Source organism: Bacillus arachidis (genome assembly GCF_030285945.1).
Lineage (GTDB): Bacteria > Bacillota > Bacilli > Bacillales > Bacillaceae_G > Bacillus_A > Bacillus_A arachidis.
Window position 1 is genome coordinate 1430407 of record NZ_CP127376.1, and the last position, 14373, is coordinate 1444779.

The 14373-nt window shown below is 35.9% G+C and carries 16 protein-coding genes and 1 riboswitch; of the genes, 14 read left to right on the forward strand and 2 right to left on the reverse strand.

The features are described from left to right. The first annotated feature begins 65 nt into the window (after positions 1-65). The 12 genes from hisZ to QRY57_RS08840 all read left to right on the forward strand — a co-directional run bounded on the left by hisZ (position 66) and on the right by QRY57_RS08840 (position 8927). A complete protein-coding gene (gene hisZ / locus QRY57_RS08785) occupies positions 66-1328 on the forward strand; it encodes an ATP phosphoribosyltransferase regulatory subunit (RefSeq protein WP_026591295.1) in 1263 nt (420 codons plus the stop codon). Continuing rightward, positions 1304-1939, forward strand: a complete 636-nt coding sequence (hisG, locus tag QRY57_RS08790) for an ATP phosphoribosyltransferase (RefSeq protein WP_090690984.1) — start codon at positions 1304-1306, stop codon at positions 1937-1939. The genes hisZ and hisG overlap by 25 nt, the downstream gene beginning before the upstream one ends. Before the next feature lie 12 nt (positions 1940-1951). Next, positions 1952-3241, forward strand: coding sequence for a histidinol dehydrogenase (gene hisD / locus QRY57_RS08795; protein WP_286017205.1), 1290 nt, complete (start codon positions 1952-1954; stop codon positions 3239-3241). Continuing rightward, positions 3241-3825 carry an imidazoleglycerol-phosphate dehydratase HisB gene (gene hisB, locus QRY57_RS08800; RefSeq protein WP_090690987.1) on the forward strand — a complete coding sequence of 195 codons (585 nt, stop codon included), beginning with the start codon at positions 3241-3243 and terminating at the stop codon, positions 3823-3825. The genes hisD and hisB overlap by 1 nt, the downstream gene beginning before the upstream one ends. Continuing rightward, a complete protein-coding gene (gene hisH, locus QRY57_RS08805) occupies positions 3826-4455 on the forward strand; it encodes an imidazole glycerol phosphate synthase subunit HisH (protein ID WP_090690991.1) in 630 nt (209 codons plus the stop codon). It begins immediately after the preceding gene. Further along, complete coding sequence (gene hisA / locus QRY57_RS08810; protein ID WP_026591290.1) at positions 4428-5147, forward strand: 1-(5-phosphoribosyl)-5-[(5-phosphoribosylamino)methylideneamino]imidazole-4-carboxamide isomerase; 720 nt, start codon at positions 4428-4430, stop codon at positions 5145-5147. Before hisH ends, hisA begins: the two co-directional genes overlap by 28 nt. Further along, positions 5141-5899, forward strand: a complete 759-nt coding sequence (hisF, locus tag QRY57_RS08815; RefSeq protein ID WP_286017206.1) for an imidazole glycerol phosphate synthase subunit HisF — start codon at positions 5141-5143, stop codon at positions 5897-5899. Before hisA ends, hisF begins: the two co-directional genes overlap by 7 nt. Continuing rightward, positions 5896-6201, forward strand: coding sequence for a phosphoribosyl-AMP cyclohydrolase (gene hisI, locus QRY57_RS08820; RefSeq protein ID WP_026591288.1), 306 nt, complete (start codon positions 5896-5898; stop codon positions 6199-6201). The genes hisF and hisI overlap by 4 nt, the downstream gene beginning before the upstream one ends. 12 nt (positions 6202-6213) lie before the next feature. Beyond that, entirely contained in the window at positions 6214-6537 is a 324-nt protein-coding gene (hisE, locus tag QRY57_RS08825; RefSeq protein WP_090690997.1) for a phosphoribosyl-ATP diphosphatase, read from the forward strand. Positions 6538-6549: 12 nt separating this feature from the next. Further along, a complete protein-coding gene (locus QRY57_RS08830; protein WP_026591286.1) occupies positions 6550-7572 on the forward strand; it encodes a histidinol phosphate phosphatase domain-containing protein in 1023 nt (340 codons plus the stop codon). Between the two features lie 68 nt (positions 7573-7640). Beyond that, a complete protein-coding gene (locus QRY57_RS08835) occupies positions 7641-7805 on the forward strand; it encodes a DUF4025 domain-containing protein (RefSeq protein ID WP_286017207.1) in 165 nt (54 codons plus the stop codon). 150 nt (positions 7806-7955) lie between these two features. Beyond that, complete coding sequence (locus QRY57_RS08840) at positions 7956-8927, forward strand: NAD(P)-dependent oxidoreductase (RefSeq protein WP_090691002.1); 972 nt, start codon at positions 7956-7958, stop codon at positions 8925-8927. 32 nt (positions 8928-8959) lie between these two features. Here QRY57_RS08840 and pssA read toward each other — a convergent pair whose 3' ends face one another. Beyond that, on the reverse strand, positions 8960-9667 hold the full coding sequence (gene pssA / locus QRY57_RS08845; protein WP_026591284.1) for a CDP-diacylglycerol--serine O-phosphatidyltransferase: 708 nt from the start codon (positions 9665-9667) through the stop codon (positions 8960-8962). Positions 9668-9952: 285 nt separating this feature from the next. Then, a complete protein-coding gene (locus QRY57_RS08850) occupies positions 9953-11839 on the reverse strand; it encodes an LTA synthase family protein (protein ID WP_286017208.1) in 1887 nt (628 codons plus the stop codon). A gap of 271 nt (positions 11840-12110) precedes the next feature. Between QRY57_RS08850 and QRY57_RS08855 the strand changes: the two genes are divergently transcribed. Both QRY57_RS08855 and lysA read left to right on the forward strand, forming a co-directional pair. Further along, complete coding sequence (locus QRY57_RS08855; protein ID WP_026591282.1) at positions 12111-12506, forward strand: DUF3888 domain-containing protein; 396 nt, start codon at positions 12111-12113, stop codon at positions 12504-12506. A gap of 88 nt (positions 12507-12594) precedes the next feature. Beyond that, positions 12595-12777: riboswitch (Lysine riboswitch) on the forward strand. Between the two features lie 179 nt (positions 12778-12956). After that, positions 12957-14273: a diaminopimelate decarboxylase gene (gene lysA / locus QRY57_RS08860; protein WP_286017209.1), complete on the forward strand. Its 1317-nt coding sequence runs from the start codon at positions 12957-12959 to the stop codon at positions 14271-14273. Positions 14274-14373 lie beyond the last annotated feature (100 nt).

The following is a 14373-nucleotide window of genomic DNA, read 5'->3' on the forward strand; positions in this document are numbered from 1 at the left end:
GCTATGGTGGGCATATATTAAAAGGGGAAATTTACTGATGAGAGCTTAAAGGAGTGTGAATCGGTATGACAAAATGGAAGCGAGCAAATCCAGATGGAACAAGAGATTATGTATTTGAAGAGTGTACGCTAATAGAAGAAGTTGAACAAAAATTACGACGTACTTTTTTAGAAAGAGGCTATGAGGAAATCCGAACGCCTACGATTGAATTTTATGATGTCTTTTCTTTTCGGAATCGTCCGATAGATGAAGAGAAAATGTATAAGTTCTTTGACCAGCAAGGACGCATTATCGTGTTAAGACCTGATATGACAATCCCACTTGCAAGAGTAATAGGAACTCATGGTGAGGAAGCACCAGTGAAATTAACATATAGTGGGAATGTGTTTCGAGCGAACGAGTCGCTAGCTGGAAAATACAATGAAATCATTCAAACAGGTATTGAAATAATTGGGATAGATAATATACGTGCTGAAATTGAATGTATCGTAAGCGCAATTCACGCTCTTCAAGCTGTGGGGATTCAATCTTTTACAATAGAATTAGGGCAAGTTCAGTTATACAAGTGTATCGTTAAAAAGCTGTCATTTGGAGAAGAGGAGGAGTCGCTTTTACGTACGTATATTGAAAGTAAAAATTATGCAGAACTATCCCGTTTTTTACAAGAAAGGAACTTAGATCGACGTGATGAAACTGTACAGTTACTTGAAAAGTTACCAAGATTATTCGGAAAACTTGAAGTAATTGAAGAAGCGGAAAAACTTGCTTCGAATTATGAGATGAAGCAAGCGATTGCGCGGGTTAAAGAAATTTATAAAACGATTGAAAAATTAGGATATGCTTCGTATATCTCGATTGACCTTGGAATGATTCAACATTTGCATTATTATACAGGAATTATTTTTAGAGGATATATATATGATGTTGGAGGAGAAATCGTTAGTGGCGGAAGATATGATGAATTGCTTGGTAATTTTGGGGAACCGATGCCAGCAGTTGGATTGGCTGTACAAGTAAATCAAATTGTCCGGATATTACAAGAACAGCAAAAACAATTCAAACGAAAAAAATTAGATATGATCATTCATTATTCTTTGGATCGGATAGCAGAAGCAGAAAGACTATGTGGTTTACTTCAGAAAGATGGTTGGAAAGTGGAGTTATCTATGTTTGAGAATTTGCAAGATACATTTCAGTTTGCGAAGAAGAATGGGATTACAAAAGTGATTGAAGCGACTGGAAAAGCATTAGTGGAATATATGTGGAAAGAAAAATGGGTGATACAGAAAGAAGGAGAGACTTCATGCGTAACATTCAAATTGCGTTAACGAAAGGAAGATTGGAGGAACATACTATCCCGCTTTTTGAAAAAATCGGTATAGATTGTTCGGAGCTGAAAGATAAAGGAAGAAGACTTGTTTTTCAAAGTGAAAATGCTAATATTTCGTTCATTCTTGTTAAAGCGGTTGATGTTGCAACATATGTAGAACATGGTGTTGCAGACATAGGTATTGTTGGAAAAGATATTTTAATGGAATATGAGAAAGATATATATGAAATGGTTGATTTAGAAGTAGGATGTTGTAAGTTTTGTGTCGCTTCTATTCCGACATATAATCCGAAAGGCTATCGAAAAAAGAGAATTGCTACAAAATATCCGCATATTACTTCCGGTTATTTTCGAGATAAGGGAGAAGATGTAGAAATTATTAAAATAGAAGGTTCAGTAGAAATCGCTCCACTTCTTGGATTAGCAGATGCGATTGTTGATATTGTAGAGACGGGAAAAACATTACAAGAAAATGGATTGATTGTATTTGAAGAAATGTATTCAATATCAGCTCGCATGATTGTAAATAAAGCTGCTTTAAAAACAAAAAAAGACGAAATATTCAATATTATAAATAAAATGGAGCGTGTCATCACTGCAGATAAATAAGGGGGACTCTGGGTGGAAGTAATATCTGAAAACTACACGGAAGCGTTGAAGAGAATAAAACAGTTAAGAGAACAAGCTAATATAATAGAAGAAACTGTACAGATACGCGTAAGGGAAATTGTTGAGGGTGTGAGAAAAGGGAAAGATGAGGCGCTATTTTCTTATACAAAAACTTTTGATGGAATTGAATTACAAAAATTACGTGTTGCAAAAGAAGAAGTTGAAAAAGCGAGTAAATATGTGGAATCTTCATTTCTAGAAGCATTGCAATGCGCAAAGGAAAACATCATCTCTTACCATGAAAAACAAAAAAGACAATCCTTTTTAGATTGTGAAAATGAGGGTGTGATTCGTGGGCAACTGATTAGACCATTGCAAACAGTTGGTGTATATGTACCAGGAGGAACTGCATCGTATCCGTCATCTGTACTTATGAATGTATTACCTGCTAAAATTGCCGGTGTTCAGAAGGTTGTAATGGTAACACCGCCAGGGAAAGCGGGAATAGATCCACATATTTTAGCAGCTGCTGAAATTGCCGGTATAGATGAAATCTATACAGTAGGTGGTGCACAAGCGATAGGAGCATTAGCATATGGGACAGAATCGATTCCGAAAGTTGATAAAATTGTCGGTCCAGGGAATATATATGTGGCTCTTGCAAAACGTGAGGTATTTGGAGTTGTTCATATCGATATGATTGCTGGACCATCTGAGATCGTTGTAATTGCTGACAAAACTGGAAATGCGTCTTTTATCGCAGCGGACTTATTATCTCAAGCTGAGCATGATGTGAGAGCAACTGCGATTTGTATTACAACTTGTGTAGAACTTGCTAAAGAGATAGAAAGAGAAATAAAGCAGCAACTTCGGGAATTGCCAAGAAGTGAAATAGCTTGTGAATCAATAGAAAGGAACGGAGCAATTCTCGTTGTTCCTTCGCTAGAGCACGCGTTTCAATTGTCTAATGAAATAGCACCGGAGCATTTAGAGTTGCACATAAAAGAGCCGATGAACGCTTTGGCATATATTCAGCATGCGGGTTCGATTTTTATTGGTCCGTATGCACCAGAGCCACTTGGAGATTATTTTGCAGGACCCAATCATGTACTGCCAACAAGCGGAACGGCGCGTTTCTTTTCACCGTTATCGGTTGATGATTTTGTGAAAAAATCGAGCTTTGTATCCTATACAAAAGAAGCGTTACAAAACGTTCAACATCATATTACAACGCTCGCTGATAAAGAGGGACTACACGCGCATGCAAGAGCAATACAAATTCGATTTGAGGAGGAGAAATAATGCGTGAGGCAAGTCAAGTACGAGGAACGACAGAAACAAAAATCAAACTGAGTTTACAACTAGATGAAAGTACAAATGTTGCGATTCAAACAGGTGTGGGGTTTTTTGATCATATGTTAACTTTGTTTGCAAGACATGGACGATTTGGTTTGCAAATCGAAGCAGAAGGTGATGTGTTTGTTGACGCTCATCATACTGTTGAAGATGTTGGTATTGTACTTGGAAATTGTTTGAAAGAGGCACTGCAAAATAAAGAAGGGATTAATCGTTACGGAGCGGCATATGTACCAATGGATGAAGCATTAGGCTTTGTAGCAATTGATATAAGCGGAAGGTCTTATCTTGTCTTTCAAGGTGAATTGAAAAATCCTAAGTTAGGAGATTTTGATACAGAGCTGACAGAGGAGTTTTTTAGAGCGGTTGCCCACGCTGCCAATATCACACTACATGCTCGAATATTATATGGAAGTAATACCCATCACAAAATTGAAGCATTATTTAAAGCGTTTGGACGTGCACTGCGTGAAGCGGTGGACAAAAATGACAAAATTGTTGGGGTAAACTCTACGAAAGGACTGTTGTAATTGATTGCAATTGTAGATTATGGAATGGGGAATATTCGCAGTGTTGAACAGGCGTTAACACGTATTGGGGCTAAGCATATTGTAACAGATGATAAAGAGAAGATATTACAAAGTGACGGTGTGATCTTACCAGGAGTTGGAGCTTTTCCAAAAGCAATGATTGCTTTGCAGGAAAAAGATCTCGTTTCAGTAATTCAAGAAATTGGAGCACAAGGAAAACCACTACTTGGTATTTGTTTAGGGATGCAGATTTTATTTGAAGAAAGTGAAGAAATAGAGAGAACAAAAGGATTAGGTTTGTTGCCAGGAGTAGTTCGAAAGCTGAAAGTCCCTTATAAGATACCGCATATGGGCTGGAATCAATTAAAGAAGAAACGGGAAATGGAGCTGTGGAATGGAGTAGAAAATGGTTCATTTGTGTATTATGTTCATTCCTATTATGTAGATTGTCCAAGTGAGGTTGTATGTGGTAGTAGTGACTATAAGATTGATATTCCAGGGATTGTTGCGAAAGGGAATATATTTGGAGCGCAGTTTCACCCTGAAAAAAGCGGTGATATCGGAATACAAATGTTAAGAAACTTTAAAGGAGTGGTAGAATCATGGAAATCTTCCCAGCTATCGATTTAAAACAAGGGCGGTGTGTTAGGCTTTATCAAGGAGAATTTAATAAGGAAAAAGTTATGAATGAAAATCCAGTTGCTCAAGCATTATTATTTGAAAAATTAGGTGCAAGAACATTACACATTGTTGATTTAGACGGGGCGGTTGCAGGTCAATCAATGAATCTTTCTGTAATTGAGGATATATGTAAAGCAGTTCGAATTCCGGTTCAAGTAGGCGGAGGAATACGCTCTCTTAAAACGATTGAAAAGTTACTGTCAGTAGGAGTAGAAAAAGTTATTTTAGGAACGGCAGCATTGTATGATCGTCCTTTTTTAGAAGAAGCAGTTCGTTTATATGGAGAAAATATTATTGTTGGTATTGATGCGAAAAATGGTTTTGTTGCAACGAGAGGCTGGTTAGATGTGTCTGAAATTTCTTATATTGACCTTGCGAAGAAAATGGAAAGTGCCGGCGTGCAAACAATCATTTTTACAGATATTGCAAAAGATGGTACGTTAGAGGGTCCGAACTTCGAGCAATTGCAATTACTACAGAAAGCGGTGGCGATCCGTATTGTTGCATCAGGCGGCGTATGCTCATTGCAAGATATACAGAAGTTAAACGATATGAATGTCTATGGCGTTATTATCGGAAAAGCGTTATATGAAAAAACAATTGATTTAGAAGAGGCATTGCAGGTGACAAAGATATGTTAACGAAGCGAATCATTCCATGTTTAGATGTGAAAGATGGCCGTGTTGTAAAGGGTGTGAATTTTGTAGGATTACAAGATGTTGGTGATCCTGTTGAAATAGCTGATTTGTATAATAAAGCAGGTGCAGATGAAATTGTTTTTTTAGATATTACGGCGACGCATGAGGGGAGAAAAACAATTATAGATGTTGTAGAGAGAGCGGCGTCAAAGGTGTTTATTCCGCTTACAGTTGGGGGTGGGATTTCCACTATTCAAGATATGTATGCCCTGCTAAGAGCAGGTGCGGACAAAGTTTCACTTAACTCAGCGGCAGTACGAAATCCAAAATTAGTTGGGGAAGGAGCCGAACATTTTGGTTCCCAATGTATTGTTGTCGCAATTGATGCAAGGGAAGTAAAAGAAAATAAATGGAACGTATATGTAAATGGTGGACGGATTGATACAGGAATTGATGCTGTACAATGGGCAAAGCAGGTAGAACAGTTAGGGGCTGGCGAGATTTTACTTACGAGTATGGATGCAGATGGGACGAAGGATGGCTATGATATTCGTTTGACTAAAACAATTTCAGAAGCTGTTTCGCTTCCAGTTATTGCATCAGGAGGATGTGGAAGCGCGGAACATATTGTAAAGGTGTTTCAAAAAACATCGGTAAATGCAGCATTAGCAGCCTCTATTTTTCACTATGGTGAGGCAACAGTGCAAGAGGTGAAGCAAAAATTACAAGAAGCGAAAATTGAGGTGAGAATATGACGCCTGATTTCTCAAAGGGATTGTTGCCAGCTATTGTGGTAGAAGAAGAAACAAAAGAAGTTTTGATGTTAGCATATATGAATGAAGAAGCATATAAAAAAACGTTAGAGACGAAGAAAACATGGTTTTATTCACGCTCGCGGCAAGCGTTATGGAATAAAGGAGAAACGTCTGGGCACATGCAGTATGTTCAATCTCTGTATTTAGATTGTGATCAAGATTCGATTGTAATTATGGTTAAGCAAGTAGGACCAGCTTGTCATACAGGAGAGAAAACATGCTTTCATTATAAAATCATATAGGGGGATCTGAGGATGGAAGACGTACTGAAGTCTTTATATGAAACTATTGAGCAGCGTAAAGAAAGTCCAATTTCGGAATCATATACAAGTTATTTATTTACAAAAGGTGAAGATAAGATTTTAAAAAAAATAGGGGAAGAGTGTATAGAAGTTGTGATCGCTGCAAAAAACGATGATAAAGAAGAACTTATAAAAGAAATGGTCGATGTGATTTATCACTGCTTTGTTTTACTAGCCACAAAAAATATTCCATTAGAAGATGTGTTAGAAGAAGTGAAAGAGAGACAAGGAAAGCTCTCAAAAACAGGGGAACGAAAAGAAATTGATACATTATAAGGGGGGAAGAGTATGAAAGTAGATTATCACCTTCATTTAGAAGAAGGTCCGTATTCAATAGGATGGTTGGCGAGAATAAATGAATCGCTAGAACATTTTCAACCACTCAAAGAAGAAAAGCACTCTATTGAATGGCTCATGAAAACACAAGAACGTTTGCAAAAGCGTGTGCAAGACGGTCCGTTTACAGCGGAATGGATTGATTTATATTTAGAAGAAGCGCTGCAAAAAGGAATAAAAGAAGTGGGGATTGTTGATCATCTCTATCGCTTTTATGAGGCAAAAGAGTATTACGAAAAATATGTAGACATTAGTGATTCAAAGCTCGGTCGACTGCAGAAAGAATGGCTAGATCAAGTGCGGGTAGCTTCCATTTCTGATTTTACAAAAGCAATTCAAGAGGCAAAGGAGCGTTGGAGAAAAAGAGGAGTAGTGCTGCGCCTTGGGATTGAAGCTGATTATTTTATTGATGGAGAGAGAGAGCTAGAAGATTTGTTAGCATTAGGAGATTGGGATTATGTAATTGGTTCTGTCCATTTTATTGATGGATGGGGATTTGATAACCCGGATACGAAAGAATATTTCGAAAATCATCAGCTAAATACATTGTATGGTGCCTTTTTTACAACAGTAGAAAAGGCAGTTCGTTCGAGATTATTTGATATTGTAGCGCACCTTGATAATATAAAAGTATTTAATTATCGATTAGATGAAAATGTACAGATTCCATATTACGAAAGAATTGCTAAGGCATTAATAGAAACAAATACAGCAACGGAAGTAAATGCTGGATTATATTATCGTTATCCTGTTCGAGAGATGTGTCCAAGTCCGCTTTATTTACAAGCGTTAGCGCAGCATAAAGTACCGATTACTCTTTCATCAGATGCTCATTACCCAAATGACTTAGGAAATTATATCCGGGAAAATGTGAAAACATTACGTAATCATGGTATTTCTCATGTTGCTACATTTGAAAAACGGGTGAGGAAGATGAAGCTGCTTGAAGAAGAATCGGTAACTGTTTCAAAGTAAAAATGATTTTGTGATGAAAACCTTTCTTTTTGCTCAAAATAAAAAAGAATGATAAAGGAGGGTTTGAAATGACAAAACAAAACAACAAACAGAACATGAAAGTGACGAATCAAAGTTATGCTTCCAAAACGAACGAGGAAGTTGATTCTGTAGTGCAAGAACAAATTAGTGATACGGTAGCAGAAGGAACGATTGATGTAAAGCTTGGAAAACAATCTAGTGAAGAGCAATAAATAAAAGAGGAGATATCGATCTCCTCTTTTATTATGTGGAAAAGTGTCAGTTTTCGGAACTGTAATCAAATTTCTTGGCTTTTTTGATATAGATTTCTTACAATAAAATATAAAGGAGTTTTCATTTTTAAATAGAAGAGGTGCTTATTAGTGGCGAAAATATTAGTGGCAGGAAAAATTCCAGAAATCGGACTACAATTATTACAAAATCATGATGTGGAAATGTATGATAAGGAAGGATTAATTAGTGTAGAGGAACTAGCAGAACGAGTAAAGGAAAAAGATGCACTGTTAAGTTTACTTTCAACAAAGGTAACAAAGGAAGTAATTGATGTAGCACCTGATTTGAAAATCATTGCCAACTATGGTGCAGGTTACGATAATATCGATTATATGTATGCTGCAGAAAAAGGAATTACAGTTACAAATACACCAAAAGTTTCAACAGAAGCAACAGCAGAGTTAACATTTGCCCTTCTCTTAGCAGCTGCAAGACGAATTCCAGAAGGAGATACATTATGTCGTACTGTAGGATTTAATGGCTGGGCACCACTCTTTTTCCTAGGCCGAGAAGTATATGGGAAAACAATTGGAATCATCGGCCTTGGTGAAATTGGAAAAGCAGTTGCGAAACGTGCAAAAGCATTTGGAATGAATGTGATTTATACAGGCCCAAACCGTAAGGATGAGGCAGAAAGTGAATTAGAAGCAATATATGTAACATTAGAAGAACTATTACAAACAGCAGACTTTATTACAATTAATTGTGCGTATAATCCAAGTCTTCATCATATGATTGATGAAGAACAATTTAAAATGATGAAGAAAACAGCATATATCATAAATGCAGCACGTGGTCCAATTATGAATGAACTAGCGCTTGCTCATGCGTTAGAGACAAATGAAATTGAAGGGGCGGCTCTTGATGTATTTGAGTTTGAACCGAAAATTACAGAGAGATTAAAGGGGCTGAAAAATGTTGTTCTTACTCCGCATGTTGGAAACGCAACGTTTGAAACACGTGACGCTATGGCTGAAATGGCAGTACGTAACATTTTAGCTGTATTAGAAGGAGAGGAACCATTAACACCTGTGAAACAAAAAGTATTAGTTACAAAATAGCAAGAACCCTTCCGAATTCGGAAGGGTTCTTGCTATTTTTCTTTATTTGCTCGTTTTTTATGAGATGGCCTTTGTCTAAGAAATTGAGATAACATAAACAAAATATAAAGTGGAATAGCAATGAATAGAAATACTGAAATGTTGCCAAAACTCGTTTTATACATTGTATAAATACTACCAATTAAAAATAGCGTAACAATAATGCTGTAACGTGGAATTGGTACATCTTTTAAACTTGGGATTCGAATGCGACTTACCATTAAAAATGCAAACGTTACAAATACCGTAATGAGGACGATTTTTGGAATGGTATTTGAAAACAATGTTAAGAAGGCAACAAGTCCTCCTGCTGCAGTAATAGGAACACCAGTGAAATACTTCATAGAAGTAGAGGATGGCGTTACATTGAACCTTGCTAAGCGATATGCTCCGAATAGGGGGAATAGTCCTGCTATGTATAGTCCGATAATTCCGTAATTGGAAAAGGAGGTGTAGTACATTAAAACCGCAGGCGCAGCACCGAATGTTACAACATCTGCTAGTGAATCAAGTTCTTTTCCCATTTGTGAATCAACACGCAATAAACGAGCAACCCGACCATCAAGACTATCTAACATCATCCCGATTAGTACTAAAATAGCAGCTGGTTTATAATACCCTAAAGATGCATAGCCGATTGATAAAAATCCACTGTATAAATTTCCGAGCGTAAATAAGTTTGGAATTGCTGCTCTATACAAAATCTGATCCCTTGCTTTCTGTAATAAATTCTTAATTAGTGTATGAAAGTTTACTTATTTTATCATAACATAAATTTCTTTCGACGTACGAAAAAATTCCCATTTTGTGAAAGATTTCATAACGTGAAACCCTCATTTAGCTTAATGGTGGGATTCGATAAAGTGAGGGTTGAGCTAAGGGAGAGAGAGGGGTGCTAGATAAGATCGTCATGTTTATGAAAGAGTAAAGATTTAATTAAGAAAAAAGAAACCTCAAGTTGTTATCATTTGAGGTTTCTTTGAAATTTATTCAAATTTAGTTATCATTGATCCTGTTTTATATGTATTGTTAGGATCAAATCGTAATAAATCTCCATATATAAGTTTATCGGAATAATTTAATTCTGTTTTTGCTTTTTCAATATATGGCTGGCAAATTGCTGAATCAATAGGTTCACCTGTGCTTTTTTTATAGCACATATTTTTTGTATAAACATAATCGTTTGTTACGAAGCTACCATCACGCATAATCATAAGTGGATCTTCATTTTTTATAAATAAATCAGTACCAAATTCAATGGATTGGTTTGTTTTGATACCAAGTAAATGGAGCAATGTTGGTTTTAAATCGATTTGTCCAGATACTTTGGAAATGATTTTTCCTTCTTGACCAGGAACGTGAATAATAAGTGGTACACGTTGCAGCTGCATTGAATCAAATGGAGTTATGGATTCTTTACCGAGAAACTGTGCCATCGCAGTATTATGGTTTTCAGAAATACCATAATGATCTCCATAAATAACTATAACTGAATTATCATATAGCCCCTCTTCTTTTAATCGATTGATAAATAGTTTAAGAGCTTCGTCTGTATAGCGAACGGTTGGGAAATAACGATTGAATACACCACTCTCAGAATTATACTCATTAATATATTGATCTTCTGGATTTAAAAGAAATGGGAAATGATTTGTTAATGTAATAAATTTTGTGTAAAACGGTTGTGGCAAGGATTTAAGCTTTGAAATCGATTGTTCAAAGAACTCTTTATCTTTTAGTCCCCAACCAACAGACATTTGTTCTGTTCCTGTATAATCATTGAGGTTAAAATAACGATCGTATCCGAGTGCTGGATACATTACATCCCGATTCCAAAAGGTTTTATCATTTGAATGGAATACAGCGGAATAATATCCGTATTTTTTTAACTGTTCAGGAGTTGCTGTGTATTCATTTTTTGCATGCGTAAAGAATACAGAGCCGCGGTCTAATGGGTATAATGAATTTTCTACAATAAATTCGGCATCGGATGTTTTTCCTTGTCCAGTTTGATGATAAAAGTTATCGAAGTAATAACTATCTTTTATAAATTGATTTAAAAATGGAGTAATTTCTTTTCCATTTATTTTTTTGTTGATAACAAAATTTTGTGTGGATTCCATTGAAATTAAAATGACGTTCTTTCCTTTTGCAGCCCCGAATAAATTTTTATCAACTTGTTTATCTTTTGAATTCACATAGTTTTTAATTTCAGAAAAACCGTCTCCACTTGCAAATACACGCTCTGCAGAAGATTTAGACTGAAGTGTAATGTCAAATAGGTGATACGTGTATAAACCTAGATTTTTCACAACAGTTTGACGATCAAAAGAGTGTGAAAATAACTGTGGCTTATGAATGACAGAAACAATAACTTGCAATGCTAATAGAGCTGTTACACCACTAAAAAAGGTTCGTTTTTCAGAGCGGGACAGTGGTGTGTTATCACAAAAGTTCGGGAACTTACGTGAAATAAAAATTAAGATCATCGCATCTGCAAATAGAAGTAATGTTTTGTACGTAAATAGTTCTTTAATACTTGTTCCTAAATCAGCCATGTTATTTGTTTGGAATAGAACAGGAAATGTGACAAAGTCATTATAAAATCCATAAAACATTGCATTTCCAAATAAAATAAATGACAGCAAAAAGCTTATTCCAATAATAATTCGATTTCGATATTTTGATGCTAATAAAGCTAGACCAAAAAATAAAAGCAATGAAGCAATTGGATTAAACAAAAGCATCATTTCTTCGAAGAAGCTATCAATTTTAATATCGAAGGCTAGCTTGTACACAATATATGTTTTGATCCATAATAAAACGACTGCAACAAGTGCAAATCGTAATTTTGGGAACAAATGTTGTAACATAATATACTCCTCTCCTATACTTATGACAGTTATAGTGATTGTACCTTACTGAATAGAAGTTTCACTATATATACGAACAGCCCTATATGATTATGATTATTATACTATGTGTACTATTATACGAGAACAAAGCGGATTGTGGATGATTTTTGTAATAATCGAGTAGAAAAAGAGAAGTGGGAGAAAATAAAATGAAACTTTAATTCATGGATGCTGATCCATTGATTAAAATAATGGGATGAAAACGTTGCGTAAGGATATGGAGGTTGTAATGAAAAAGTTACTTTGTTTAGCGTTATGTAGTGTTTTTATATTATTTTCTTCTCCAGCAGCGATTGCGGCACAATATGATGTACCTTTAATGGAGGATGCACTCTATTCTGTATTGTTTCCAAAAATAAATGCTGCGATTGAAAAGAATTATGGAAAACTAAAGCCATATGATTGTCCCAAAATCGTGAGTTTAAAAAAAATTTATAGTGGTACATATGTATTTCAAGCTGTAATTGAAGTGACAAAATATGAAGTTAAAAGGGGAAAGGTGCTTCCGCCATTTGAAAAAATAAGAATTACGTTTGATAATGATGAGGGAGAATGGACTGTGAAAAAAATAGATATAAAGCGCTTGCCGAATGATACGAAATTAAATTGTAAAAAATTAATGTAAAAAATTGTTTGACAAATAAATTATTCGTTTGGTATTGTTAATACCAATATAAGCTGTTTGAAAATTAAATAGTATTACCTCATCTACTCTCAAAGGTAGAGGCCGCGATAGGAAAGAGTAAGCTATGGGAGATTTAGTGGAATCTGTGATCATAGATTGAAAGGGACTATTGCCGAAATATAAGATTGACCACATCATTCATATATTGGGACTACATTGAATAAATGTAGTACTGTCATAAAATTTTATTTTATGGAGAGCTATTTGGAGATGTTGATGCGGTTTCTTATTTGAGAAGATAACAACTCGTTTATTTTTTCATGATATATGATTCCTAATAAGAAACGCGTGTGAACATTGTTCCGCGCGTTTTTTGTTTATCCAAAAGCGTGCTGCAATGAATAGAAGACTGGGGTTATAAGTTGTAGAGGGAATAAGGGAGGAATTCAAATGTATTTACACGGCACAAGCCGAATCAATGAGCAAGGACACTTAGAAATTGGAGGATGCGATACAACGCAACTAGCTAAACAATATGGAACACCACTTTATGTATACGATGAGGCTTCTATTCGTGAAAAATGTCACGCGTTTCATCGTGCTTTCCAGGAAAGTGGATTCTCTTATCAAGTAGCGTATGCAAGTAAAGCGTTCTTGTGCATGGAGATGTGCCGAGTAGCTCGTGAAGAAAATATGTCGTTAGATGTTGTTTCTGGCGGTGAATTGTATACTGCTCTGCAGGCGGGCTTTCCTGCATCGCGCATTCATTTTCATGGTAATAATAAGACGGAAGAAGAAATCATAATGGCACTACAAGCAGATATTGGATGCTTTGTAGTAGACAATTTCTTTGAAATGGAAGTATTACATGATTTAGCACAGCAGTATGGAAAAATTGTAAATATATTAATTCGAGTTACACCTGGGGTAGAGGCACATACGCATGAATATATTACAACAGGGCAAGATGATTCGAAATTTGGTTTTGGGGTTTCTACTGGCCAGGCAATGCAGGCAATTCAAATAGCGTTAGGAAAATCAAATTATAATGTGTTAGGCATTCATTCGCATATTGGGTCACAAATTTTTGAAACAGCAGGATTTGTTCGGGCGATTGAAGTATTGTATAACTTTTTAGAAGAAATAAGAGAACAGACTGGTTATGTTGTAACGGTGTTAAACGTCGGTGGAGGTTTTGGGATTCGATATACGGAAGCTGATACACCACTTACACTTGAAACATATGTGCATGCTGTCACTGATGCAGTGAGAGAACAATTTACACGAAATAATTATCCCCTTCCTGAAATATGGATTGAACCAGGTCGTAGTATCGTTGGGGATACGGGAACAACAATTTATACAGTAGGAGCTGTAAAAAATATTCCTGGTATTCGTAAATATGTGTCAGTCGATGGTGGAATGACAGATAATTTAAGACCAGCTTTATATGGAGCGCGTTATGAGGCGATGTTAGCAAATCGAGGGAAAGCAGCGGCTGAAGAAGTTGTTTCGATTGCTGGAAAGTGTTGTGAGAGTGGGGATATGCTTATTTGGGATATAGAATTGCCGCAAGTTGCTCCAGGAGATCTGTTAGCAATTTCTTGTACAGGAGCATATGGATATTCTATGGCGAACAATTATAATCGCATTCGTAGACCAGCTGTAGTATTTGCAAAAGATGGAGCGTCGCAAGTTGTTGTTGAACGTGAAACATATGAAAATATAATTGGGAACGATCGCATACACATAAAAGAGCTTGTGTAATCAATAAGAAGGAGTTGCTTAGACTGAGCAACTCCTTTAAAAAAGAAAAAATATAAAATATATCGGAAAACTAGGATTGAAAAAAATCAGAATTATGATA

What these genes read in the sequence shown, in the direction of transcription:
- hisZ (WP_026591295.1), top strand. Translation starts at nt 66, where the DNA reads ATGACAAAATGGAAGCGAGCAAATCCAGATGGAACAAGAGATTATGTA.
- hisG (WP_090690984.1), top strand. Translation starts at nt 1,304, where the DNA reads ATGCGTAACATTCAAATTGCGTTAACGAAAGGAAGATTGGAGGAACAT.
- hisB (WP_090690987.1), top strand. Translation starts at nt 3,241, where the DNA reads ATGCGTGAGGCAAGTCAAGTACGAGGAACGACAGAAACAAAAATCAAA.
- hisA (WP_026591290.1), top strand. Translation starts at nt 4,428, where the DNA reads ATGGAAATCTTCCCAGCTATCGATTTAAAACAAGGGCGGTGTGTTAGG.
- hisF (WP_286017206.1), top strand. Translation starts at nt 5,141, where the DNA reads ATGTTAACGAAGCGAATCATTCCATGTTTAGATGTGAAAGATGGCCGT.
- hisI (WP_026591288.1), top strand. Translation starts at nt 5,896, where the DNA reads ATGACGCCTGATTTCTCAAAGGGATTGTTGCCAGCTATTGTGGTAGAA.
- hisE (WP_090690997.1), top strand. Translation starts at nt 6,214, where the DNA reads ATGGAAGACGTACTGAAGTCTTTATATGAAACTATTGAGCAGCGTAAA.
- QRY57_RS08830 (WP_026591286.1), top strand. Translation starts at nt 6,550, where the DNA reads ATGAAAGTAGATTATCACCTTCATTTAGAAGAAGGTCCGTATTCAATA.
- QRY57_RS08835 (WP_286017207.1), top strand. Translation starts at nt 7,641, where the DNA reads ATGACAAAACAAAACAACAAACAGAACATGAAAGTGACGAATCAAAGT.
- QRY57_RS08850 (WP_286017208.1), bottom strand. Translation starts at nt 11,839, where the DNA reads ATGTTACAACATTTGTTCCCAAAATTACGATTTGCACTTGTTGCAGTC.
- QRY57_RS08855 (WP_026591282.1), top strand. Translation starts at nt 12,111, where the DNA reads ATGAAAAAGTTACTTTGTTTAGCGTTATGTAGTGTTTTTATATTATTT.
- lysA (WP_286017209.1), top strand. Translation starts at nt 12,957, where the DNA reads ATGTATTTACACGGCACAAGCCGAATCAATGAGCAAGGACACTTAGAA.